Origin of the sequence: Acinetobacter soli (genome assembly GCF_000760595.1) — a bacterium.
Classification (GTDB): domain Bacteria; phylum Pseudomonadota; class Gammaproteobacteria; order Pseudomonadales; family Moraxellaceae; genus Acinetobacter; species Acinetobacter soli.
This window is the reverse complement of the sequence record NZ_BBNM01000002.1, coordinates 425,197-450,743: the sequence shown is the minus strand read 5'-3', so window position 1 is coordinate 450,743 and position 25,547 is coordinate 425,197. Positions and strand designations below refer to the sequence as shown.

Genomic DNA, 25,547 nt, shown 5'->3' with positions numbered 1-25,547 from the left:
AAAAATAAGTGGAAAACCAATTAACTTTCCACCACTTAATTTAATTCTTTTAAAATTGCCGCGTTAAATTCAGGAATATCATCTGGATTACGTGATGTGATCAGTACCCATCCGCCTGTATTGCAGCGATGAACGGCTTCATCTACCCAGTTTGCTCCTGCATTTTCAAGATCTAGTCGGATACTTTTATACGACGTCAGGTTTTTATCTTGAATGCGTTCTGCATTGATAAATACCCACGGCGCATGGCAAATCGCGGCGATGGGCTTTCCTTGGTCGGTAAAGTGTTGAATAATGTTGAGCGCGTCTGAATTTAAACGCAATAAATCGGCATTGACGGTACCACCTGCAATGACGAGTAAGTCGTAGGCTGAGGGATCAACATCAGCTAAAGCTAAATCTGGCGAATATTTTTCACCTAATTCTTGATCTCCAACAACAGTTTGAACCGCTTTGTGATGCTCAGCAGCATGCTGTGTAGCAAAACCTTTTGATTTTAAAAATTCGAGTGGTTTGATTAGCTCGTCATGTTCGATACCTGCATTTGAGGTAATAAAAAGCACATGTTTGGTCATTGTTGGTCTCGTTGTTGTCATGAGTGCTTCAAGACTAACCAATACCTTTACCCAACCGTGTTGCAGTTTTATACGTGAACTGTGTCGTTAGATCAAATTTGTAAGGATTCAATACCTTTTCGATTGAATCGCAGTCATGGAGGATGATGTTTATCTTTATATTAACTCTGAAGGATTACGAGTTTCGGGTTTGAGCGCAACTTTCATCAGCGTTCGATGAATAAATCGTAACTTATCGAGTACCCCGTTAGATAGAGTAAACGGATAAGCATCGCCCAATCCCATACTTCGGTTTAGTGCATTGAGTGAGTAACTTAAAGCAAACCAGTTATTAATGGTGTGCTCAAAGTCGACAGATCCAATCGGTGATTCTTTGAAGTGCATATCCGGATCGTTTTTACGATTGGCTTCGATACACAGACCTGAATGATAAGCCGTGTCTAGGGTATCCATCATATGTAAATAATGCGCCCATGTTTCAGCCCAGTCTTCCCATGGATGTGCACAGGCATAGCGACTGATATAAAACTCTTGCCAGTTCATGATTGGCCCGTTTTCATAATATTCTTGTAGCGCCTGACCATAGTCTAGTCGTTCATCGCCAAAGAAATAACGAAACTCTTCAAGCCAATCTGGATATAAATAGGTCATGACATCAAAGTAATAATGCCCACTTTCATGACGGAAATGTCCCAAAACGGTTCGATAGTTTTCGCCCATATCGAGTCGAGTTTTTTCACGATGAACCACATCAGCTTCACTGGCATTGAGGGTGATGGTGCCCATATGATGACCAGTCATCACGGGTTGGTTTGGCAAAGGTACTAAAAAATTAAATCTTAGACCATAACGGTCCTGATCGTTTTTTTTGGGACGTGGAAAGATATTGAGTTGTTGAGTCAGATATAAAAAACGGCGTTTAGCTTGTTCAAGTCGATGCCAATACATCGTGCTGTTGTTAATGGATAAGTCCGGAATCGTATGCGTAAGCCGACACGATTCACAGTAAATATTCGGGTCATCTGCTGAAACCATCCAGTTACAGGCATGATGATGGTGGTAGTTGTAGCAGGGTTTATATAACTCTTCTGCATCGTCTGGATTCAGGCTTTTCCACTTTAGTTCTTCAATTCGATCAAAAGTTCCAATCGTCTTGCGGTTCACTTGATAGCCCAGCAACGCATTGCAGTTTTGACAAAAGGTATTGTTAAAAAATACCTGATGATGGCAATTGTGACAGTAGAAAACTTTCATAGGAATGATCTTTTATGACGGTGGAGAGCTGCTGGGCCTGATAAAGACAACAGTAGAAGACTTGATCAAGCTGATCAACCAATGCACATTACAGTTTCAATTATACGTGAAATTGTTGCCGATGAAATCATCTGAGCAAAGAATATGCTGGGCCATTTAATACTCGATTGAATAACATAATGATCGTAAAAGCCAGATGAGTGGCTTTGCCAAAGGTCTTTTTTTGTTACCGAAACACAGTGTATTTCCATACTCAAAGCGATAATGATAAGCACATAAGCCAGAAAGAATTTATGAATTCGATAGATGACAATAAGGAACCAGAATGACAACAAGCTCCAAAAAACCAATCGAATATCCACTTTATGTGGCTGGAAAAGCCAGTAAAACTGGGCAATGGCTGGATGTTCATCATAAATATACCGGTGAGGTATATGCGCGTGTTGCAGTCGCTGATGCCAAGACTCTAGAAAAAGCGACTGTTGCAGCGGTACAAGCCGAAGCTGATATGGCAGCGCTTAAGCCGTATCAAAAGCAGCAGATTTTACTGCATTGTGTGCGACGTTTTACGCAAGAAAAAGCGCTGCTGACTGATATTTTAATAGCAGAGGGAGGTAAACCACGTGCTGCAGCCGCTGCTGAGGTTGAGCGGTTGATCAATACCTTTCAACTGGCGGCCGATGCGACCACGCAAATGGATGCTGGCCGGGTGATGCCACTGGCTGTGACGCCTGTTGCGGCAGCTTATGAAGGCATGGTGAAGCATGTGCCTATTGGGGCTTTGTCGCTGATTAGTCCGTTTAACTTTCCACTGAACCTGACCGCACACAAGATTGCACCCGCCATTGTGGCAGGTTGTCCTTTTGTACTCAAACCAGCCAGTTTGACGCCTATTAGTGCCCTCAAAATTGCTGAAATCTTGGCTGAAACTGATCTGCCACAAGGAGCATGGTCGATACTGCCTTGTGAGCGCAGTGCGGCAGATATTTTGGTAACTGATGACCGTTTTAAAATGCTAAGTTTTACTGGTTCAGATCAGGTGGGATGGGATATGAAAGCCCGAGCTGGCCGTAAAAAGGTTACGCTTGAGCTTGGTGGCAATGCTGCGGTCATGATTGAGCCTGATACAGCGCTAACAGACGCTTTGATTGATCGTTTAATTGCGGGAGCATACGGTCAGTCAGGGCAGGTGTGTATTAGCGTACAGCGTATTTTGGTTCACAGTGATCTTTATGCCGAGCTGAAAAAGAAACTGCTGGCCAAAGTTAAAAAACTCAAAGCGGGTGATCCGGCACAGGAGTCGACAGTAGTTGGGCCAATGATCAAGGAAAAAGAAGCGGTTCGCTTAAAAAAATGGATAGACAAAGCAGAGAAAAAAGGCGCCAAAATTTTGGCAGGTGGCGAACTTAATGGTGTTTTATTTGAGGCGACGTTGTTAGAACAGGTGGATGAAAACCTCGAGATTTATAAAGATGAAGCCTTCGGGCCTGTTGCCATTTTAGAAAAATACAAAAATTTTGAGCAGGGAATTGCCAAAATAAATCGCAGTCGTTTTGGCTTACAAGCAGGTGTATACACTCAAAATCTAAACAAAATGCTGTATGCATGGGAGTATTTACAGGTGGGTGGGGTGATCATTAATGATATTCCCACTTTCAGGGTAGATAACATGCCTTATGGAGGCGTCAAAGATTCTGGTTTAGGGCGTGAAGGAATTCATTCCGCTGTTCGGGATATGCAAGAAGAGCGCCTATTAGTCATCAAAAACGGCTAAGCTTGAGTGTCCAACGCTGTACAAAAACTGTTCCACGTGGAACAGTTTTTTCTTTGAAATGGTGATATCTGTTAAGCCAGCCTGATCAACAGATCGATTAAAAACATATTTTTGCTTTAAAAATAGGCAAATCTGATTGAAATGATTATCCAGTTCATGAATCAATGCATCAAAAAAGAGAAAATCTTGATAAAAACAGGTATTGTTCAAGCATAAGAAAGACAAAAACCACATGAACCATCTTTAAGGAAGAAGGAACAGTTTTTTGTCTGTTTGGGGCATGTCGTGACGCTTACCCAGCGAGGCTGCCATCAATACGTTCAAGATTTTACAGGTGGTATTTTTCTTGCAGTAATCAATAAAAATTTAAGCAAGAAAAACCAGGGAATTTATATTATGACTGATACTCGTGAAAACTGGTCCTCGCGATCAGGTTTTATTATTGCTGCGGTGGGGTCTGCCGTGGGCTTGGGCAACATCTGGCGTTTTCCTTATGTGGCCTACGAAAATGGCGGTGGTGCATTTTTAATTCCATATTTACTGGCACTGATTACCGCAGGTTTACCGCTGTTATTTCTCGATTATGCGGTGGGGCATCGCAGTAACAGTTCACCACCCAAAGCTTATCGTAAATTATTTAAAGGCGGCGAAACGCTGGGATGGTGGCAGGTCTGTGTCTGTATCGTGATTGGGCTGTACTACGCCAGTGTACTCACGTGGGCCGGTAGTTATATTTACTTCTCCGTCGGTCAAATGTGGGGCAGTAATCCAGAAGATTTTTTCTTCAATACTTATTTGCAAACCAGCAAAGCATCGGGGCTTGATCTGACTTTTGTGAGTCATTTGTTCTGGCCAATTCTGGGTATCTGGGCACTGACCTTGATTATTTTGTATGGTGGCGTGAAAAAGGGTGTAGAACTCTCCAATAAGATCTTTATGCCATTGCTCTTTGTTTTGTTTACCATTTTGGTGATTCAGTCCTTACGATTGCCGGGTGCTGTCGAAGGCTTGAATGCATTTTTTACCCCGAACTGGGCTGCCATGATGGACTATAAGGTCTGGCTCGCAGCTTATGGTCATACCTTTTTCTCACTTTCGGTGGGCTTTGGTATTATGGTGACGTATGCATCGTATTTAAAACCCAAAACCAATCTCACTGGATCGGGCCTGATTGTAGGTTTTGCCAATGCATCAACTGAAATTTTGGCTGGAATCGGGATTTTTGCGGCACTGGGCTTTATGGCGCATGCGGCAGGCAGTGAAGTCAAAGATGTGGTCAGTGGCGGTATTGGACTAGCCTTTATTGCGTTTCCTAAAATTATTTCGAGCTTGGGTGCTGGCGCCGATCTTTTTGGTTTACTGTTCTTCTCGTCTTTGTTTGTCGCCGGTATTTCCTCGATGGTCAGTATTTTGGAAGTTCCCATTGCAGCAATGCAAGACAAGCTAAAGTGGGGACGTAAAAAAGCCGTGACCATTATTGGTGGTGGCAGTGCGGTCGTGTCGATCTTTCTATTTTCAAGCGTTAATGCCATCAAGCTGGTCGATATTATCGATCATTTCATTAACAATATTGGCATTATCGGCGGTGCATTATTGTCGATTATTAGTGTTGCATGGTTTAAGCGTACTGCTCTCAAAGCGCTTCGTGATCACGTTAATCGCATCTCGACCATTCAATTAGGTAAAGGCTGGGATTTCACCTTAACTGTAATTACGTCGCTGATTTTGTTAACCACGCTCAGCATGACCGTATATAATTTAATCAAAAATGGCTATGATACTTATAGCGCAAGTTTGCTGGGCATCTTTGGTTGGGGCAGTGTGTTGTTCTGTGCTGTGATTGCTGTGGTACTGAGTAAAATGAAAGATCGCTAGGAGAGAACCAGTATGAATAAGTTTGCAATCATTATGATGATTATCTCCATGGTCTTTGTTTGGGGCGGGCTGATTTTGTCGATTCTTCATTTGATGAAGCATCCAGAAGAGCTCGATGATGTGCTTGAGGATGTCAAAGATCAGCACACACTCTAAATAAAAGCGCCATAAAACAAATTGTAAATGAAAGTCATTATCAATTAAGATGATGGCTTTCTTTTTTTAGGATCAATAGCATATGACGGCACTATTGAGCTCCGAGGTTTTGATTGCATTTAGTGTGACCTTACTTGCAGGGCTCGCCACCCTCATCGGGGGAGCAATTGTGCTGTTCTTCAAGCAGCCCAGCTTTCGTCTGCTTTCTTTTGGTCTGGCCTTTTCTGCTGGTGCGATGATTTATATCTCACTCACAGAAATCCTGAATAAATCAATCCATGCGTTTAGCCAAGTTTTTGATGACAAGATCGGCTTTGCTTGGGGAACGGCTGCATTTTTGGCGGGTGTGGTTGGGGTATTGCTACTGGATCGATGGGTTCCTAACCCACATGATTTGGTCGAAAAAAATACAGCACAGCAGCTTGATCGGCGTCAATTGCAGCGGACCGGATTATTGACCATGCTGGCCATCACGGCACATAATTTTCCAGAGGGGCTGGCCACTTTTTTTGCAACCTTAGACAGTCCAATGCTTGGTGCACCTTTGGCAGTCGCCATCGCAATTCATAATATTCCTGAAGGGATTGCGATTGCCGTACCGGTATACATGGCCACCAACAAAAAGTCCTACGCGATCTTGGCCAGTCTACTCTCTGGTCTTGCCGAGCCAGTTGGTGCCGCACTCGGCTATTTCCTGTTATCGCCCTACATGGGTGATTTGGTGTTTGGTATCGTTTTTGGACTGATTGCAGGCGTGATGGTGTATCTTGCACTGGATGAGCTTTTACCCACTGCCCAGCGCTATGGTCGAGGTCACGAAACAGTATATGGACTGGTTACAGGCATGGCGGTGCTGGCAGTGAGTCTGGTGTTGTTTAAATGGATCTGAGACACATCACACCGCCAGCTAATAAATCGCGTTATGCGATTTTTTTGATGCGGCAGTAATAAAATCCGTCACCTTGTCCAGAGGTCGGTAGCAGTTGGCGTCCGTAAGCTTGCTCAATCCCCCAGTCGGCCTCGATTTTAAGCTCCGATGCGTTGGCATGTTCTGCAAAGAAGGCCTGCATTTGTTGCTCATTTTCAGGTTTGAGGATGGAGCAGGTGATATAGAGTAACGTTCCGCCGACCTTCAGTTGAGGCCATAGATTTTTCAAAATCTGCTGCTGCAACGCCACGGTTTGTGCAATATCGGTCGATTGTCTGAGTAAGCGAATGTCGGGATGGCGACGTAATACACCAATCGCCGAACAAGGGGCGTCCAGTACAATACAATCTAATGCGTCAGGCGCCTGCCATGTGGTGGCATCTGCGGCAAGAATCTCAAGTCTTGAGGCATCTAACTGTAAGCGCGAAATATTTTCACTGACACGCAGTAAACGTTTGGCATCGTGATCCAGCGCAATCAGCTGCTCAGGTTTAAATGCCTCAAGCAGATGCGCCGTTTTACCGCCCGGTGCCGCGCAAGCATCCAGCACGATTTTCTGGTCTAGATCGTGCAACAAACTGGCGCATAGCTGTGCATGTTCATCTTGTACCGAAAACCAACCTTGTTGATAGCCCGGCAGCTCGGTGATTTGAACTGACTGCTCGATTACAATACCTACATCCGACCATGCACAGGCTCTGGCTTGTATCGACTGTGCTTGCAGTTTGAGCAGGTAAGCATCGCGTCCGATCTGGCGCTGGTTAATGCGTAAGGTCAGCGGTGCGGTGTGTTTAAGCTGTTGGCAGAGATCATCGAGTTGAGCTGGCCAGTCTCTTTTTAATCGTTTGTACAACCAGCTTGGTAGGCCATGTGCCTGTTGTAGCTGGCTTTGAAATGCATCTGTTTCACGAGTAGCACGTCGTAAGATGGCATTCACAATCCCGCTTAAGGCATGAAAGCCCAGTTGCTTGGTGGCTGTGACGGTTTCAGAAATAGCAGCATGTGCCGGAATACGGGTACACAGCACTTGGTATAGCCCCAGATACAAACAGCTTTCGACCGTTTCGTTATTAAGGGGTTTGGTCAATAGGGGCAGGGTAATGGCTTTTAAGGCAAACCACTGACGCAACGTACCCAAGACCAGTTCGTGAAACAAGGCGCGATCACGATCCGGAATGTCATTGAGCTGCTGATGCAAAATCCCCGAGAGTGACTGACCTTGCTGCACTTTGAGTAGGGTGCTGACCACTTGGGCACGTAAATTGAGGTCTGTACTTGGACGCGGAAACTGTTTCATGCAAGTACCTGCCCAACATTAAGTTTTTGTGTCTGTGCAATCTGTACAGGATTTAATGCTTTGCCCCCTGGCCATTGTAATGCTTTAAGACAAACCACGCCTGTACCACAGCTCACATGCACGCCCTGTTTGTCGATGGCAATAATCTGCCCTGCTTGGGTATCTGCTGCACTCAGGGTTGAAACAGCCGATTGCCACACCCGAAGATTATTTTGATCATCGAGTGGAATAAACGCGACAGGCCATGGGTTAAATGCCCTGATATTTCGATCGATCTGAATGGCATCTTGTGTCCAGTCAATTCGAGCTTCGGTTTTGGTCAGCTTGTGGGCATAAACGGTCTGCTCTTCGTTTTGTACTTCACGCTCGGCCAGTAGTTGTTGTAATTGCTGCTCAGATTCAAGCACCGTGCAAATGGCCTCTGCGCCTTGTGTAGCCAGCTTTTCGTATAGGTGGGCAGAGGTGTCGGTGTCTAGAATAGGGCAGTGTGTTTTTAGCAACATATCGCCGGTATCTAGTCCTGCCGCCATTTTCATGATGGTCACGCCGGTCTCAGGATCACCTGCGGCAATGGCACGCTGAATCGGTGCTGCTCCACGCCAGCGTGGCAACAATGAGCCGTGAATATTGAGACAACCGTATTTTGGCGTATCTAACACCACTTGAGGTAAAATCAAACCATAGGCAGCAACCACCATCACATCGGCATTTAAAGCGGCCAGTTCGGCTTGGGCGCTTTTGCCCTCGTCAGTCGAAGACTTGAAATGCAAGGGCTGATACACTGGCAAATGATGCGTTAAGGCCAGTTGTTTGACTGGTGAGGGCGTTAATTTTTGCCCGCGACCTGCTTTACGGTCAGGCTGGGTATAGACAGCAACAATTTCGTGCGATGTTTGCAGCAAAGCGTCTAATGCAGATGCAGCAAAGTCAGGGGTGCCAGCAAAAATAATCTTCACACAGACATTCCAAAATAAACATGTGCACCAGTATAAGCCAAAACCCCGCTAAGCGCGAAAAAGCGCATTATTCTCGATACGATCCGCACTCAAAACCTATCAGCCATACAAAAATTTATAAAATAAAATCAAAGTCATAAAAATAGATTATGAATTACCAAAAAATTATTCATTTCACTTTGCCGTGTGTAACAAGATTTAATAGCGTTTTTTCGTTATTGTATTCAGTGACGGGCGAAAAAAACAGCATAACACCAATGAGGTGACACCCGCGTAGCGACAGGACCTTGCCTCAGCCACGGAGAAAAACGCATGAGTAATGACAAAATACGCCAGCATTCGGCACCAGTTTATGACGGGATCGAAAATGCACCTGCACGCTCGATGATGCGTGCAGTCGGATTTAAGGATGACGACTTTACCAGTCCCTTTATTGGCATCGCATCGACTTGGGCCAATGTCACGCCGTGCAACATGCATATCGATGGCTTGGCACGTGAAGTTGAGCAAGGGGTAAACCAAGCCAACGGCAAAGGTATTATTTTTAATACCATTACCATTTCCGACGGTATTTCAAACGGAACCGAAGGCATGAAGTATTCCTTGGTATCGCGTGAGATCATTGCCGACTCGATTGAGGCTGTGATTGGCTGTCAGGGCTATGACGGGGTGATTGCCATTGGTGGCTGCGACAAAAACATGCCGGGCTGTATCATGGGACTGGCGCGCTTAAACCGTCCCGGCCTGTTTATTTATGGTGGCACCATTCAACCGGGTCAGGGGCATACCGACATGATTTCGGTGTTTGAAGCGGTGGGACAGTACGCCAAAGGTGAAATCAATGCCATTCAGGTCAAGCACATCGAAGAAGTGGCGCTGCCTGGTCCTGGCTCGTGTGGCGGTATGTACACTGCCAACACGATGGCCTCTGCCATTGAAGCTTTGGGTATGAGTTTACCGGGTTCTTCAGCACAAGATGCTATTTCAGAAGATAAACGTCAGGACTGTCATCGTGCTGGCGAGGCGGTGATGAATCTGCTACGCCTCAATATTCGTCCGCGCGACATCATGACCAAAGCTGCCTTTGAAAACTCGATTAAGGTGGTGATTGCACTGGGCGGATCGACCAACGCAGTATTGCATTTGATTGCGATGGCACATAGCGCAGGTGTGCATTTAGATTTAGACGATTTTGTTCGTATTGGCAAAGAAACGCCGGTGGTGGCCGATTTACGTCCGTCAGGCAAATACCTGATGTCTGAGCTGATCAAAATTGGTGGCATCCAGCCGTTGATGAAACGCATGCTACAACAGGGTATGTTAGATGGCAGCTGCCTAACCGTAACGGGTAAAACACTGGCCGAAAACTTGGCCGAAGTAGAAGATTATCCAGCGGGTCAGGACATTATTTTGCCTTTTGATCAGCCTATCAAAAAAGATTCACACTTGGTGGTGCTCAAAGGTAACTTGTCACCAACCGGTGCTGTCGCCAAAATTACCGGTAAAGAAGGGTTGTATTTTGAAGGTCCGGCCCGCGTGTTTGAGGGTGAAGAGGGCGCGATGCGTGGTATTTTAGAAGGCGAGGTTCAAGAAGGCGAAGTGGTGGTAATTCGTGGCGAAGGCCCTAAAGGCGGCCCGGGTATGCGCGAAATGCTCAAACCTACCTCTGCCATCATTGGCAAAGGCCTAGGGCAGTCGGTGGCACTGTTAACCGATGGTCGTTTTTCTGGTGGAAGTCATGGCTTTGTCATTGGCCATGTCACGCCTGAAGCCTATGACGGCGGGCCTATTGGTTTGGTTAAAAATGGTGATAAAATTTCGATCAATGCAGAAACACGTGAGATCACCTTACATATCTCTAACGATGAGATGGACTCACGTCGTGCACAATGGAAAAAGCCAAGACCGAAATATACCAGCGGGGCTTTGGCGAAATTTGCAAAACTTGCAGTGGGTGCGGACAAAGGTGCAGTTACCGATCTAAATCTTGATCTATAATTGATCATATTGTCCCTAAATTGTTATAAACCCTTGTATGATTACAGGGGTTTATTGTTCGAGGCGCTATACATGTCACTGTTAAGACGTTGGTTTGATCCGATTCGGTCGAGTTGGTTTTATCAAAAACCTTCGCGTCAGGCGGTTTTACCAACCGATCAAGGATTGCAGATTTATCTGCGTCTAGACGATGTCTACAGTTATCTTGCCGTACAACAGCTGAATCATCTTGATGATATTTTAAGCGACGAACTTAAGCCGCTCAAAGTCATTATTTCGCGCGAAGCCGCCGCGCCGCCAAATAGTATGTCGCATGCCGATTGGCAAAATTATTGTTTGAACGACGCCAAAATTTTGGCTCGGCAGCATCGTTTTAGCTTTGATGAAACACCAGAACTTCCCACACCTGAATCTTTGCAACAAGCCGAAGTAATTTTGCGCAATACCCCGCTGACTGGTAAAGATTTTTTGTACTTGCTTGAAGATGTATTTCATATGCTGTGGCAGCAGCAATATGGCAAGCTACGAACCTTATATACCATGGCCAGTCAGCAGCATAGCCCGCAAAACTTTCCAGAACGAATTTTTAAAGATGTACCAGTGGCAGCAAGTTTCTTTGAATTTGGTGGCCGTAACTACCACGCAGTAGATGATTTACTCCGACTGGCCCGTCGTTTGCGTCAGCAAAAACTTTTGACCGGTGCACCGCTTTTTCTGATCAATCACATTGAATGGCGTGAGCATCTGATCAATGATGCTGAAGAATTGGCTCAGATTCAGGCACTCAAACCCGAGCTAGATCTGTTTATTGCGCTTGAAGATCCGATCAGTTGGTTATTACTGGCTTATATTCGTGAAGAATTGGCCAATTACTACGACATCAAGCTCAATGTGTATCCACTGCCGTATCAGGGGCGTGACTGGTTTGACTGGAGTCTGGCCACTCGTTTATCTAAACGGACTGAAGTGGCATTCACGCCGTTTTGCCGTCCGACAGAGGCTGCAACGCACAATATGGCCCAGCTGTATTATAGTGTGCCCGAAGAGCAGCAGATCGAGACCATTCACTGTATTTTAGAAGCAGTCTGGACCAAAGGACGCGACCTGTCTTTTAAGGCACACTTTGAAGCCTTGCGTCAGCAGTTGCGGATTGACAGCTTATTGCCAGAAGATGAAGTATTGCAGCGCTTAAACCACAATGATCAGGCCTGTATTGCACACCATCAACCCGATTTTCCGGTACTGGCCTTACGTATTGATGGACAGCAATATGTATTTAACAGCTTGTATCGTGTCTGGCTGATTGAAAGTATCTTTAGTCATGTACTGGAGCAGCAGTATAAACACGACGCGGTTGTATCATTCGCCCAATCATCTGGCGCATCAAAAAATGAATCGTGATGCGCTTTTTAAGCATGTCGCATTGAATGAGACCAGCACAAACAGATTGATTACCTAAAACTACACAGCCGCTGTAAAAGTTTATTTTTTATTCAAATTATTCATGTTTATAATAGCTTGCAATTTTCTTATGCATGGCTGCTGATGGGTCGTCATGCATAAGAAAATTGGAGGACGTTATGTCGACTCAAAACAAGTATGCCGAAAAACAACATCGAATCGTCATTGTTGGCGGCGGTGCAGGAGGATTGGAGCTGGCTACGCGTTTGGGTAACCAGCTAGGAAAAAGGAATAAAGCCGAGATTATTTTGGTTGATGCTGCCCTCACGCATATCTGGAAACCCTTGCTGCATGAAGTTGCGGCCGGCACACTCAATTCTTACGAAGACGAGTTAAATTACTTTGCCCATGCCAGCCAGCATCACTTTGAGTTTTTTCTGGGGCGCATGATTGATATTGACCGTAAAGACAAAACGATTTTATTGGCAGCGCTTCAAGATGAAGACGGTAAAGAAGTTGCGCCAGAACGCAGTATTGCCTACGACACCCTTGTGGTTGCCATTGGTTCGACCTCCAATGATTTTGGCACTGTGGGTGCCAAAGAGCACTGTATTTTTCTCGATTCCCGACCTCAGGCCGATCGTTTTCAACGCGAATTTTTAAGTTTATATTTGGAGGCGCAGGCTAAAAATCTGGTACAACATCATCACAAGCAGCTCAATATTGCAATTATTGGGGCGGGCGCAACTGGCGTAGAACTGGCAGCAGAATTACACCATGCAGCCAATCAATTTTCCAAATATGGCCTAAACAGTATCGACCCTAAAGATGTCAAAATCAGCCTGATCGAAGCGGCACCTCGCGTTTTGCCTGCCTTACCCAAACGGGTATCACACGACGCCGAAGCCACACTGCGTGAGATTGGTGTGCAGGTGATCAAAAATTGTCGGGTGGTCGAGATTGATGCACATACGGTCTACTGCGAAGATGAAATCGAGATTCCTGCCACCTTAAAAGTCTGGTCTGCCGGCATCAAAGCGCCCGATTTTTTGCAAGGAATTGGTGGTCTGGAAACCAACCGAATTAATCAACTGGTGGTCAATGCCAGCTTACAAAGCTCACTCGATGAAGACATTTTTGCCATGGGAGATTGTGCCTGTTACATTCCCGCAGGTGCAGAGCGCCCAGTTCCGCCGCGTGCACAGGTGGCCAATCAGCAAGCCATCTTTTTAGCCAAAGCCATGGCGCTGCGTTTAGAAGGTAAACCACTGGGTAGCTTTGAGTTTAAAGACAAAGGCTCCTTGGTGTCGTTGAGCGATCAGAGTACCGTGGGCAATATCTTGGGTAATATTAATGTTGATGGTCTGTTTGCCCGAATGATGTATATCTCGCTGTATCGTTTTCATCAGGTGGCTTTGCATGGGGTATTCAAGACCAGTTTAATGATCATCAAAGACTTGCTCTCAAAAGGTTCTTCACCACAGCTTAAATTGCACTAACTCCATCTGCTGCTCACCTCTGTTTTAGAGCCTCAATCTTTGCTTGAGGCTCACTTCCAAAATCAAGCATCGTGATGCCACCCGTATTGAATTAGCATGATTCATATATTAGGGAGGAAATGAAACGATGGACATGCTGTTACTGGTGATTGCGGTTTTTATCTTTGCGGGGCTGGTCAAGGGCACGTTGGGGCTTGGCTTACCGACTGTCGCCATGGGCCTAATGAGCATGGCGATTTCGCCGTTTCAGGCCGCAGCACTCTTAATCGTTCCCTCCATGATCACCAACATATGGCAACTCTTTGCCGAAGGTAAAGTCTGGGCACTGATTCAGCGTTTTTGGTCGTTATTGTTGGGTATTGTACTCGGGACGTGCTGGAGCTTTTTACCTACTTTAAGTGCATCTTCTGGAAAAACCAGTGAAATGCTGTTGGGTGGTATGTTAATTGCCTATGGCGGATTTGGACTCTTTGTCAAACAACTTCCCGATCTTTCGCGCCATGCGGGTTGGTTGTCACCGATTGTGGGATATATCGGCGGTGCGCTGATTGTCTCTACCGGGGTGATTATTATTCCGGCTGTACCATACTTGCAATCGCTTCGGTTAAAGCGTGATGAACTGGTGCAGTCGCTTGGATTGGTATTTACCTTTTCTACCATTTGTCTGGCGATTTATTTATACCTTTACACAGGTGCCTCCAGTGTCGTGGATTATCGACTGGCATGGCTTGCGGTATTGCCTGCATTGCTGGGTATGTGGTGGGGACAAAAAATCCGCTACAAAATTGCCGAAGAAAAATTCCGTCGACTGTTTTTTGTGGGGCTGATGCTGCTGGGGCTGTATATGCTGGGTTCGCCTTTAACATAATTGCAGCTTGGGAGCTGCGGGCCGATGCGTCAATAAAAAATCGGTAAAGTCACGATACATCGTTGAGAGCTGCGTAAAGTCGCGTGCCACAATGAGTAATTTCCGATTGGCCCATGCACCGCTCAGTGGCAACAGGGCCAAGGCGTGGCTCTCTTTTAAACGGCTTGCTGCACGCGCTGGCATAATCGCCACACCCGCACCTGCGGCCACCACTTCGGCAATGGCAGTAAAATTTGGTAGGCGTAAACGGTAATCGATGTGAATACCAAGCGCACGTGCCTGAATATCGATTGAGCGCTGTAAGGAGTGATGCGTACTTAATCCGATCATACTCTCGCTAAACACCGCCGGTAAATTGAGCGGATGCTGGCGAGTAAACTGATGCGTAGCTGGGCATATCAACACCAAAGGATCATGGACAAAATCTTGAGTTTGTAAATATTCAGTCTGGGAGAAGCTTGAGACCAGCCCCAATTGTGCGCGTCCCTGTTCGAGTGCCTGAATAATCTCAGAGCTTTCTGCCTCGTGCAATTCAATACTGATCGTAGGGTGCTTGAGCAAAAACATTGGCAGTAATGTCGGCAGATATTCACTTTGTGCCGATGAGTTACACCATAAGTGGAGTCGCTGCTGAGGTTCAGCGCGAAAGCGGTTCATGTCTTGTTCTAACAATTGAGCTTGCTGCAACAGCACACGGGCATGATCTAAAACGCGTTGCCCCGCAGGAGTCAGTTCGACACCAGTTCGATGCCGCGTAAACAGGGCACAACCGAAATAGTGTTCTAATTTACGAATACGTTCGCTGGCAGCTTGCAAGGAGAGCGCGGCCCGCTCAGCACCGTGAGTCAGGCTGCCTGTATCGACGACATGTAAAAACAAGCGAAGGTCAACAAAATCGTAGCGCATGGCAACGTTCAATCCTTGAGTGAGCCAGCTTATCATACTGAAAATGATGCATGCTCGCAGCGTAAAGGCATAAAAAAAGCAGCCCTAAGGCTGCTGATCGTATCTAGATGCTTTAACTTTTGTCTTTCAGGCTAAAAAATAAATTCAGCAAGATGGCGGCAAATGTCGCCGTACCAATACCGCCCAGATTAAAACTGCCAAAGGTCAGTTCAAAATTACCGGCACCTAAAATAATGGTCACCGCGGCCACAATCAAATTTTTGTTGTTGCCAAAATTGACCTTGTTTTCAATCCAGATTTTGGCACCGGCAATGGTAATTAAGCCAAATACCACAATCGATGCACCGGTCAGAACGGCGGTCGGAATTGTACTGATCACGGCACCAAATTTGGGTGACAGCCCTAAAAACATGGCAAATACACCCGCAATCACAAAGACGATGGTCGAGTACACGCGTGTAACCGCCATGACACCGATATTTTCGCCATAGGTGGTCATACCGGGTGCGCCCACACTGCCAGAAAGACTGGTCGCAATTCCGTCTGCCACAAAAGCCTTGCCTAAATGTGGCGTCAGGTTTTCACCGGTCATGGCACCGACAGCTTTAATATGTCCCAGATTTTCGGCCACCAAAATCAGTGCCACTGGCGCAATAATCAGCATGGCATTGGTTTGAAAGGTGGGAGCGCTAAAACTCGGTAGACCAAACCATGCCGCCGTGGCAATTTGACCAAAATCAATGGCCTTACCCAAGCCCAGTCCGTTGGTCACGATGGCATAGATCAGATAAGACATCAGTAGTCCAATCAAGAGCAGTAAACGCTGTAATAGCCCCCGAGTAAACACAGCAATGGTTCCCATACACAGTACGGTAATCAGTGCCATCCACATATCAAAGGGATGCCCGGCAACTGCCTTAACGGTAACGGGTGCTAAATTCAGGCCGATAATCATCACCACGGCACCAGTCACCACAGGTGGCATGAGTTTTTCAATCCAGCGCGTACCAGTCAGCATGACCAAAAAGCCAATTGCAGCATAGACCACACCACAGGCGACAATACCGCCCAGTGCAACCGATAAATTGGCATTGGCGCCCGAACCTGTCACATGACCCGTAGCCGCCGCCACGACCCCAATAAAGGCAAAGCTTGAACCGAGATAGCTCGGCACCCGGCCGCCGGTCATCAGAAAAAATAAAATGGTACAAATACCAGACATTAAAATGGCCAGATTTGGATCGAATCCCATTAAAAGGGGAGCTAGCACCGTCGCACCAAACATGGCGAATGCATGCTGGATGCCCAGTACCGCGCTTTGAACAGGAGGGAGATATTCGTTGGTTGCGACTGGTCGATGATCGATCTGACCGCTGTACGCCTTCCATTTTGGAAACCAGCTGGACATAAAATAGGCTCAAATAATCCAATTGGAGCACATCATACCCTGTCTGGCGATGAGTTATAATTACTCGTTGATGACCTTATGTGTTCAAAATCATAGATTTATTTTTATTATTTACCAAACGGTAAAGATAATTTAGTATGAAATCAAGGTATTGATTTACTTAAACTATACATTACAAAAAATTGAACCATTGTTAAAAAAACGTTTTTTTTCACACGAATGAATCGGCGGCGAGCCTGTGCTCACCGCCGATAATGAATAGATTTCAGCGATTAGCCTGTATTACGCAGACCCGCTGCAATTCCGGCGATACTCACCATCAGTGCGTGATCGACAGGTGTATGATCGGCGTTGGTTTTTGCCGTATATTCACGACGCCGTTTCATCAGTTCTGCCTGAAGTAAATGCAATGGCAACAGGTAGGGTTTACGTACCTGCATGGCTTGATCCAGTACATCGTTTTTACTGAGCAGCTTCGATTCACCTTTCATGGTCAATAAGGTCTGAACGGCATCGTTCAAACGTGCGCGCAGCATTTCGCCCAGTACCTTAAGCTCATCATCATGAGTAAGATGTGATTCGTAATACAACGCGACATTGGCATCGGCTTTGGAGAGAACCATCTCCAGCATATCGATCAGGGTTTGGAAGTACGGCCATTCTGCCAGCATTTCGTCGAGCAGCGGCTTTTTGTTTTCATCGATCACTTGATTAATGGCTGCACCGGTGCCGAGCCAAGCTGGCAACATGAGTCGAATTTGCGTCCATGCAAATACCCAAGGAATGGCACGTAACGATTCGATTCCGCCGCTTACTTTACGTTTGGCCGGTCGTGAACCCAGTGGCAACATTTGCAGTTCAAGCTCAGGCGTCACGGTTCTCAGGTACTGTACAAAATGAGGATTTTCACGCACGGTTTCGCGATATACGCGAACTGAAATGTCCGTCATCTGATGCATCAGCTCACGCCACTCTGCCTTCGGTACGGGTGGTGGCAGTAAGGTCGCTTCAAGGGTCGCTGCGGTATACACTTCAAGGTTTTGTAACGCAACGCCTTCTAAACCAAATTTAAAGCGGATCATCTCACCCTGTTCAGTCACACGAATGGCTCCAGAAATAGAGCCGGGTGGTTGTGAAAACAGGGCCTGCTGTGTTGGCGCCCCGCCACGGCTAATCGAGCCGCCACGACCATGAAATAAGGTGAGCTGTACATTGTGCGCCTTGGCCACCGCCGTCAGTTCTTCCTGCGCACGATACTGTGCCCAGTTGGCCGACATAAAGCCTGCGTCCTTGGCAGAGTCGGAGTAACCGATCATGACTTCATGTTTGCCCTGAATATGCTGCTTGTACCAGTCCATATTAAACAGCGTTTCCATGGTCTTGGCTGCGCCGTCTAGATCTTTTAAGGTTTCAAACAGTGGTACCACACGAAGCGGATGCAAAATACCGGCTTCTTTTTGCAGAAGCAAAACGGCTAGGACATCGCTTGGATATTCGGCCATAGAAATAATATATGCACCCAAACTTTCTGGCGGCTGCTCGGCCAGTGTACGCATGGTGGCAAACACTTCTTTGACATCTGGATGTTCAATCAGGCTGCCTTCTGGTTCTTTAAGATATTTAGGCAGAAGCGGGCGTTTGCTTTGCAATTCCTGAATCAGAAAGTTTTGACGGGCTTGCTCAGTCCAGGATTCGAAATTACCCAAGCCTAAATATTCGGTAATGGCGGAAATCGCCTGACGATGACGCCCCGATTCCTGACGAATATCCAGTTTAAGCAGTTCGATACCAAAGCAGTTTACGCGGTAAATAAAATCAAGCAGCTTGCCATTGGCCAGTTCCGGTAAGTTACAGGCGATCAGTGAACGATGACACAACAGCAACGGTTCAAGTAATTCCTGTTTGTGGCGGATAATTTGACTGTCATCGCCATCTAGACCTTGCAAGCGTAGCGACAACCAGTGACGTGTAGCTTTCAGGCGTTCACGCGTGGTACGTAAGTATTCACGGTATGGCTCGGGATGACTACGACCCAGCGCAAGGCTTAATTCTTCAGAACAGGCCTGAATCGAGAGTTCCCAGCGTAAACTTTCGATATCACGCAAATACAGATCGGCCGCTTGCCAGCGCGACAGCCACAACACTTCTTGCGTGACCGTGTGTGTGACATTCGGATTGCCGTCACGGTCGCCGCCCATCCATGAGGCAAAACGAATTGGAGAAATATCAAGTGGTAAGGTCGCGTTGCAGTGCTGATGCACCAGTGTATTTAGTTCTCGAACAAATTTAGGTACTGCGTTCCACAAGGTTTGTTCAATGGTGGTAAAACCCCATTTGGCTTCATCGAGTGGGGTTGGCTTGTTTTGACGAATTTCATCGGTCTGCCATGCCGAACAGATCAAATGCTTCAGGTTGGTGAGCACTTGCTCACGCTCTTGCGGGGTCAGCTTTTGCTGATCGAGTTTTGACAGGGCGTCATTGATATCGTCATATTTTTGAATCAGGGTGCGTCGGCTAACTTCGGTCGGATGCGCAGTCAGTACCAGTTCAATATTCAGCTCACATACCTGATCAAACAGTTGTTGCGGGGTGATGTGATTGTGCTGAAATTTTTCAAACAGGCGAATTAGTGGATTCGGTGAAGGGGCATGTGCATCAAACTCGCTTTGACGACGGCTACGAACCACATGATATTGTTCTGCAATATTGGCAAAATTCAAAAAATAGGAAAACGCGCGGGTCAGCGGTAAGATCTCCTCGTCCTTTAAATTTAAAAATAACTTTTCTAATTGCTTTTCAACTTTCGCTTGACCGTCACGTGCACCTTTGGCGAGTGCACGAATTTGTTCAATCTGATTAAACAAATCTTGTCCTGCGTGTTGTTTGAGTGTTTCGCCCAGTAAATTTCCCAGTAAGCGTACATCCTCACGCAGTGGAGCATCAATTTGTTGAATCATTCTAGTTCTCCTGTTCTTCTACTATATTCACTTTCAACCACCTGAATATACGCCGATTAGCAAACATTCCAAGTCGTTACATGAAAAAAATGCATTTTTTACCGTGTATTAAGCAAAAAAGGTGCGTTGCTACGCAAATGTTTCGTGATGTAGAAAAACAAAATCAATTGACCAGATCGTCAGCATTTAAGGGCTGTATTTGAGCATGAAAATCTCGATAGCATATTGAATGCTGAGCTCAAGCTCATCAGGCGTAGGAGGCATTTCTATGCCAAGCAAGACATTTTGATGACGTAAGCCCAGTAATAACGACAAGATCAATTCGGTCTGGCGCAGTGGGTCATCGGCTTGAATCAACCCGAGTTTGCTGGCTTGCTCAAAAAAGTGAGTCAGCATGTTGCAGAGTTTTTGATGTGATGCTGCAAAAAACTGTTTTACCAATGGGCTTTTTTCTGCCGCAAGTTCATACAGCACATGATCGAGTTTGAGTGCTTCGGGTAAATAAATGGTGTGGAGCGCACACCGGCTAATACTCGCCAGTTGTTGCTTGAAATCGGATTGGGGCTGTAACTGAAATGTGTCGGCAGAAATGTAGGTTTCACAGCTTTCTTCAATGGCGCAGACAAACAGATTGGCTTTATCTTGAAAATGATTATAGACCGTCAATTTGGTCACACCTGCCATCTGTGCAATCTGATTCATACCGGCATGATGATAACCCTGTTTTAAAAAGATATTTTTTGCTGCTTCCAGAATACGTTGTCGTTTCTCAAGATCTTTTGGTCTTCCAGAATTTTGCACATTAAACCTCAATAAAATTTTTGAAAAACAAAGCAATAACGTTTATTTTTTAATTAATGTACTTATGGGTATATTAATTAAAAAATAAACAATTTAAGATAATCGCATATTGTGCCTTAAAAATAAATTTGAAAAGAGTACTGGGATCATGAACAGAGCACACATTGGCCTTTCGGGCTTGATCATTTTATGCAGTATCACGTTGTTGGGGTGTCAGAAAGAAAAAACAGTCAATCAAGACATTCCCTTGGTGATGGTGACTAAACCGAGCAGCAGCGCACAAGCACAACACAGTTATGCGGGGCAAGTTGAAGCCCGCCAGCAAACGGCGTTGTCGTTTCGGGTTGCGGGTCAGATTACCGAACGTGATGTGGATGTGGGGGATCGTGTTCGTGCTGGCCAAGTACTGGCCAAACTCGATGTCAAGGATGCGCAGTTACAGCTCAATGCAGCACAGGCACAATTTGATAATGCCAGTGCGGCGGCACAGGTTGCCAGCAACGAACTAAAGCGCTATCAACAGTTACTGCCGATTAATGCGGTAAGTCGTTCCCAGTTTGATGCAATTAAAAATCAATATACCGCGGCACAAGCAAGTTTAAAGCAGGCCCGTTCGAATCTGGATGTTGCAGCCAATCAAACCCGTTATAACCAGCTACGGGCGACTCAGGCAGGCGTTATTACTGCGCGAGAAATCGAGGTTGGGCAGGTGGTAAGCGCTGGGCAGACAGTTTATCAGCTTGCGATCGATGGTGATCGTGAAGTGGTGATTGGCGTACCCGAGCAACTGATCAGTACGCTAAAAATTGGTCAGTCTGCCAGTGTGCGCTTGTGGTCAAGCTCGGAAAATGTTTATCCGGCATATGTTCGGGAAATTTCGCCCGCAGCTGACGCAACACGAACTTTTCGTGTCAAGGTGGCATTTTCACAGGCACAACCGAGTATTCAACTGGGGCAAAGTGCGCGGGTGTTTTTGAGTGAGCCAACTCAGACCTCATTGAGTGTTCCGCTCAGTAGTGTCTCGGCGACGCACCAGCAGCCCTATGTATGGGTTGTACAAGCCAATCATACGCTCAAGAAAGTTCCGGTTCGCTTAGGGGATTACGGCCGTGAACAGGTCAGCATACTGTCAGGGCTTCAGCCATCCGATTGGGTGGTGGTGGGCGGTGTGCATTTATTGCGTGAGCAGCAAAAAATTCGTCCGATCGACCGAAATAACCGTGCTGTCAACCTTCAAGCGAGGGCTGCATCATGAATTTTAACCTGTCTGAATGGTCACTGAAAAATAAAGCCTTGGTGCTGTATTTTATGCTGCTTTTGATGGTGGTGGGGGTGTATTCGTATACCCAACTTTCGCAAAGCGAAGATCCACCTTTTACTTTTAAAGTGATGGTGGTGCAGACCTACTGGCCGGGGGCTACGGCCAAAGAGGTGGCAGAGCAAGTCACCGACCGGATTGAAAAAGAACTCATGACCACAGGTCAATATGACCGGATTTCATCATATTCGCGTCCGGGTGAGTCGATGGTCACTTTCTTTGCCAAAGACACGTACACCTCTGCCGATATCCCGGATATTTGGTATAACGTGCGCAAAAAAGTGAGCGATATTCAGCATGAGCTTCCCGTTGGTGTGCAGGGGCCTTTCTTTAACGATGAATTTGGCGATACCTTTGGCAATATTTATGTTTTGACCGGGAAAGATTTTGATTATGCGCTTCTTAAAGCCTATGCCGACCGTTTGCAGCTTGAACTACAGCGCGTGCCCGATGTTGCCAAAGTAGAACTGATTGGCCTGCAAGACCAAAAAATCTGGATTGAACTGTCCAATACCAAAATGGCGCAGCTCGGTGTACCCGTCAGTGCCATTCAGCAGGCCTTACAGCAGCAAAACAATATGGTCAGTGCCGGTTTTTTTGAAACCCCCTCCGATCGAATACAGGTGCGTCTGACCGGGAAGCTGAGTTCGGTTGAAGATCTAAAGCAATTGCCGATTTTAGTCGGTGATAAAACCATTCGACTCAGTGATGTCGCCGAGGTGTATCGTGGCTTTAGTGAACCGGCACAGCCGCGGATGCGCTTTATGGGAGACAATGGCATTGGTATTGCGGTATCGATGCGTAAAGGCGGCGACATCATTGCTTTGGGGAAGCAACTACAACAGACTTTTTCTCATTTGCAAAAAACTTTACCTTTGGGCATGACCTTAAGCAAGGTCTCAGATCAGCCGGTCGCGGTTCAGCACAGTATTCGAGAGTTTATTCAGGTACTGGCAGAAGCGGTCATTATTGTACTGTTGGTCAGTTTCTTCTCTTTAGGATTCCGAACCGGACTGGTGGTGGCGTTTTCAATTCCACTGGTCTTGGCCATGACCTTTGCAGGCATGCATCTGTTTGATGTGGGCCTGCACAAAATTTCACTAGGCGCGCTCATCTTGGCGCTGGGCCTACTGGTCGATGATGCCATCATTGCGGTGGAGATGATGGCGATTAAAATGGAACAGGGCTACAGCCGGCTCAAGGCCGCGGGCTTCGCATGGAAAACCACCGCATTTCCAATGCTTACAGGTACCCTGATTACTGCCGCGGGCTTTTTACCCATTGCTACAGCCAGTTCAAGTACTGGCGAATATACCCGATCCATTTTTCAGGTGGTGACCATTGCCCTGGTGGTGTCATGGATTGCAGCGGTGGTCTTTGTGCCGTACTTAGGTGAAAAGCTGCTGCCCGATTTTAGCCATACGCCACTGCGCGCGCCGTGGTATCAGCGTTTTTGGGCGAAACTGCGCAATCAGCCTGAACCTCAGCCTGTGCCTTATGATCATGGGCATGATCCCTATCAAACGCGTTTTTATCAGGCTTTTCGTCATGCCGTCGATACCTGCGTGAGCTACCGGAAAACCGTGATCGTGGTGACGGTTGGACTGTTTGTCGGGGCTGTTTTGCTATTTAAATTAGTGCCACAGCAGTTTTTTCCGCCCTCTAATCGCGCCGAAATTTTGGTCGATATCAAACTAGAAGAAGGCGCGTCTTTAACCGCCACCGAGCAGGCGGCAAAAAAAGTCGAGCAGTTTTTGGCGAAACAATCCGGCATTGATAATTATGTGGCTTATGTCGGTACAGGGTCACCACGCTTTTATCTACCACTCGATCAACAGCTTCCACAGGCCAGTTTTGCCCAGTTTGTGGTGCTGGCTTCGTCACTTGAAAACCGCAATCAGATTCGCCATTCACTTGAGCGAGAGATTAAATTGTTACTGCCATACGCCAGAACGCGAGTGTCGTTACTTGAAAATGGCCCACCCGTGGGCTATCCCATCCAGTATCGTGTTTCGGGAGAAGATCAGGATCTGGTACGTGACTGGGCACAAAAAGTAGCACAGACGGTAAGTCAAAATCCGAATGCCAATAACGTACATCTGGATTGGGGTGAACCGAGTAAACGCATTCAACTTGAAATTGATCAGGAACGCGCGCGTCAATTGGGAATTAGCAATACTGATTTGGCCAACTTCTTAAATAGCTCGCTGACAGGCAGCGTGATTGATCAATATCGCGAAAAAACCGAACTGATCGAAATCCGTTTACGCGGTGATCAGAATGAACGTGCCGATGTGGCCTCACTGGGCAGTCTGGCGGTGCCGACCAGTAGCGGTCAGAGTGTACCGCTTGGGCAAATTGCCAAAATCAATGCTACATTTGAAGATGGGATTATCTGGCACCGAGATCGATTGCCCACCATTACGGTTCGTGCCGATGTTCGCACCGATTTACAGCCTGCTACGGTGGTGTCTGAGCTGCAAAGCTCGATTGATCAGTTGCGCAGTCAGTTGCCGAGCGGTTATTTAATCGATGTCGGCGGTGCGGTCGAGGAGTCTTCTAAAGGCCAAGCATCGGTCAATGCTGGCATGCCGCTATTTTTAGGCGTAGTGCTGACGCTGCTGATGCTACAGCTTCGAAGTATCTCGCGAACCCTGATGGTGTTTTTGACTGCACCGCTGGGCTTGATTGGTGTGAGCTTGTTTTTATTGCTGTTCAATAAACCTTTTGGTTTTGTGGCCATGCTGGGCACCATTGCGCTCTCAGGCATGATCATGCGTAATTCACTGATCTTGATTGATCAGATCGAGCAGGATATTGCAGCCGGGCATGATCCATGGACGGCTATTATCGATGCGACCGTGCGCCGATTCCGACCGATTTTACTGACGGCGCTGGCTGCGGTCTTGGCCATGATTCCGTTATCGCGCAGTATTTTCTTTGGTCCTATGGCGGTTGCCATTATGGGGGGATTGATCGTGGCGACCTTTTTGACTTTATTTTTCTTGCCAGCACTGTATGCAGCATGGTTTAAGGTTAAAAAAACGCCAACTTTGTCATAATTTTTTGCGAATAAAAGGTGCGAAATAGTGAAAAGTCAAATATAGTAGCACCTTATTGTTAACACAAAAAAACAGAGCATACATTCATTGCAATGAAACCTAAAAATGCAATGGATTCGAGGTTAGATACGAATGGGGCAAGATCAATTAAAACAGCATCGTCGTTATATTACGATTTCTTATGTCTGTATGTTTCTTGCATTGGCAAGTGTGGTTTTAGCAGTGGTTGCCTATTTTCTGGCTCGAAAAGTTGCTCTGGTTGAAAATGCAGAAGTCTGGATTCAGGCGCACGGCGTCTGGATCATGCACAGTACCGTGTTATTTCTGCTCATGACCTTATTTGCCTCGCTTTGGTTTATTCCCCTGATTTTCTTTGCATGGAACAGCGCACTCTGGGTTACCGCGTTGACCATTGCCGGTGTGATTTTTGCTGCGATTGCCTGGCTGTATTTGCTCAATGCATTGATTAAAGGCATGTCTAAGTATTTAAAAAAGAAAGCGGTTTTTTAAAACC

General features: G+C 46.4%; 19 protein-coding genes. 11 read left to right on the top strand and 8 right to left on the bottom strand.

Going from position 1 to position 25,547, the window contains the following annotated elements; genetic code table 11:
* Nucleotides 1-35: 35 nt before the first annotated feature.
* A complete protein-coding gene (locus Aso01_RS04470; RefSeq protein ID WP_004933540.1) occupies nt 36-575 on the bottom strand; it encodes a type 1 glutamine amidotransferase domain-containing protein in 540 nt (179 codons plus the stop codon).
* 156 nt (nt 576-731) lie between these two features.
* Complete coding sequence (locus tag Aso01_RS04465) at nt 732-1,829, bottom strand: zinc-binding metallopeptidase family protein (protein ID WP_004933543.1); 1,098 nt, start codon at nt 1,827-1,829, stop codon at nt 732-734.
* A gap of 325 nt (nt 1,830-2,154) precedes the next feature.
* Between Aso01_RS04465 and Aso01_RS04460 the strand changes: the two genes are divergently transcribed.
* The 4 genes from Aso01_RS04460 to zupT all read left to right on the top strand — a co-directional run bounded on the left by Aso01_RS04460 (nt 2,155) and on the right by zupT (nt 6,523).
* Nucleotides 2,155-3,603, top strand: coding sequence for an aldehyde dehydrogenase family protein (locus Aso01_RS04460; RefSeq protein ID WP_004933547.1), 1,449 nt, complete (start codon nt 2,155-2,157; stop codon nt 3,601-3,603).
* Between the two features lie 396 nt (nt 3,604-3,999).
* Nucleotides 4,000-5,478: a sodium-dependent transporter gene (locus tag Aso01_RS04455; protein WP_004933548.1), complete on the top strand. Its 1,479-nt coding sequence runs from the start codon at nt 4,000-4,002 to the stop codon at nt 5,476-5,478.
* Nucleotides 5,479-5,490: 12 nt separating this feature from the next.
* Complete coding sequence (locus Aso01_RS04450; RefSeq protein ID WP_004933550.1) at nt 5,491-5,634, top strand: methionine/alanine import family NSS transporter small subunit; 144 nt, start codon at nt 5,491-5,493, stop codon at nt 5,632-5,634.
* Between the two features lie 82 nt (nt 5,635-5,716).
* A complete protein-coding gene (gene zupT / locus Aso01_RS04445) occupies nt 5,717-6,523 on the top strand; it encodes a zinc transporter ZupT (RefSeq protein WP_004933552.1) in 807 nt (268 codons plus the stop codon).
* Nucleotides 6,524-6,554: 31 nt separating this feature from the next.
* On the opposite strand, the gene rsmB is transcribed toward zupT, so the two are convergent.
* Nucleotides 6,555-7,859 carry a 16S rRNA (cytosine(967)-C(5))-methyltransferase RsmB gene (rsmB, locus tag Aso01_RS04440; protein ID WP_004933555.1) on the bottom strand — a complete coding sequence of 435 codons (1,305 nt, stop codon included), beginning with the start codon at nt 7,857-7,859 and terminating at the stop codon, nt 6,555-6,557.
* Nucleotides 7,856-8,815: a methionyl-tRNA formyltransferase gene (gene fmt / locus Aso01_RS04435; RefSeq protein WP_004933558.1), complete on the bottom strand. Its 960-nt coding sequence runs from the start codon at nt 8,813-8,815 to the stop codon at nt 7,856-7,858. Before fmt ends, rsmB begins: the two co-directional genes overlap by 4 nt.
* A 312-nt stretch (nt 8,816-9,127) precedes the next feature.
* Here fmt and ilvD point away from each other — a divergent pair, with 312 nt between their 5' ends.
* From ilvD to Aso01_RS04415, 4 genes are all read left to right on the top strand, one after another.
* The gene (gene ilvD, locus Aso01_RS04430; protein WP_004933560.1) at nt 9,128-10,813 is read left to right on the top strand and encodes a dihydroxy-acid dehydratase; all 1,686 of its coding nucleotides are present in this window, start codon (nt 9,128-9,130) and stop codon (nt 10,811-10,813) included.
* 72 nt (nt 10,814-10,885) lie between these two features.
* Complete coding sequence (locus Aso01_RS04425; protein ID WP_004933565.1) at nt 10,886-12,214, top strand: hypothetical protein; 1,329 nt, start codon at nt 10,886-10,888, stop codon at nt 12,212-12,214.
* A gap of 179 nt (nt 12,215-12,393) precedes the next feature.
* Entirely contained in the window at nt 12,394-13,713 is a 1,320-nt protein-coding gene (locus tag Aso01_RS04420) for an NAD(P)/FAD-dependent oxidoreductase (RefSeq protein ID WP_004933566.1), read from the top strand.
* A 127-nt stretch (nt 13,714-13,840) separates the two neighbouring features.
* On the top strand, nt 13,841-14,581 hold the full coding sequence (locus Aso01_RS04415) for a sulfite exporter TauE/SafE family protein (RefSeq protein WP_004933568.1): 741 nt from the start codon (nt 13,841-13,843) through the stop codon (nt 14,579-14,581).
* Here the strand turns inward: Aso01_RS04415 and Aso01_RS04410 are convergent.
* The 4 genes from Aso01_RS04410 to Aso01_RS04395 form a co-directional block, all read right to left on the bottom strand.
* Complete coding sequence (locus Aso01_RS04410; RefSeq protein ID WP_004933570.1) at nt 14,573-15,487, bottom strand: LysR family transcriptional regulator; 915 nt, start codon at nt 15,485-15,487, stop codon at nt 14,573-14,575. The genes Aso01_RS04415 and Aso01_RS04410 overlap by 9 nt on opposite strands.
* Before the next feature lie 112 nt (nt 15,488-15,599).
* Nucleotides 15,600-16,895, bottom strand: a complete 1,296-nt coding sequence (locus tag Aso01_RS04405; RefSeq protein ID WP_004933573.1) for a solute carrier family 23 protein — start codon at nt 16,893-16,895, stop codon at nt 15,600-15,602.
* 272 nt (nt 16,896-17,167) lie between these two features.
* Nucleotides 17,168-19,852, bottom strand: a complete 2,685-nt coding sequence (gene ppc / locus Aso01_RS04400) for a phosphoenolpyruvate carboxylase (protein ID WP_004933575.1) — start codon at nt 19,850-19,852, stop codon at nt 17,168-17,170.
* Nucleotides 19,853-20,038: 186 nt separating this feature from the next.
* The gene (locus Aso01_RS04395; protein WP_004933577.1) at nt 20,039-20,653 is read right to left on the bottom strand and encodes a TetR/AcrR family transcriptional regulator; all 615 of its coding nucleotides are present in this window, start codon (nt 20,651-20,653) and stop codon (nt 20,039-20,041) included.
* Nucleotides 20,654-20,801: 148 nt separating this feature from the next.
* Here Aso01_RS04395 and Aso01_RS04390 point away from each other — a divergent pair, with 148 nt between their 5' ends.
* From Aso01_RS04390 to Aso01_RS04380, 3 genes are all read left to right on the top strand, one after another.
* Nucleotides 20,802-21,908, top strand: coding sequence for an efflux RND transporter periplasmic adaptor subunit (locus Aso01_RS04390; RefSeq protein ID WP_004933579.1), 1,107 nt, complete (start codon nt 20,802-20,804; stop codon nt 21,906-21,908).
* Nucleotides 21,905-25,033 carry an efflux RND transporter permease subunit gene (locus Aso01_RS04385; protein WP_004933581.1) on the top strand — a complete coding sequence of 1,043 codons (3,129 nt, stop codon included), beginning with the start codon at nt 21,905-21,907 and terminating at the stop codon, nt 25,031-25,033. The genes Aso01_RS04390 and Aso01_RS04385 overlap by 4 nt, the downstream gene beginning before the upstream one ends.
* A gap of 132 nt (nt 25,034-25,165) precedes the next feature.
* Nucleotides 25,166-25,543, top strand: coding sequence for a hypothetical protein (locus Aso01_RS04380; protein ID WP_004933584.1), 378 nt, complete (start codon nt 25,166-25,168; stop codon nt 25,541-25,543).
* The last annotated feature ends 4 nt before the right edge of the window (nt 25,544-25,547 follow it).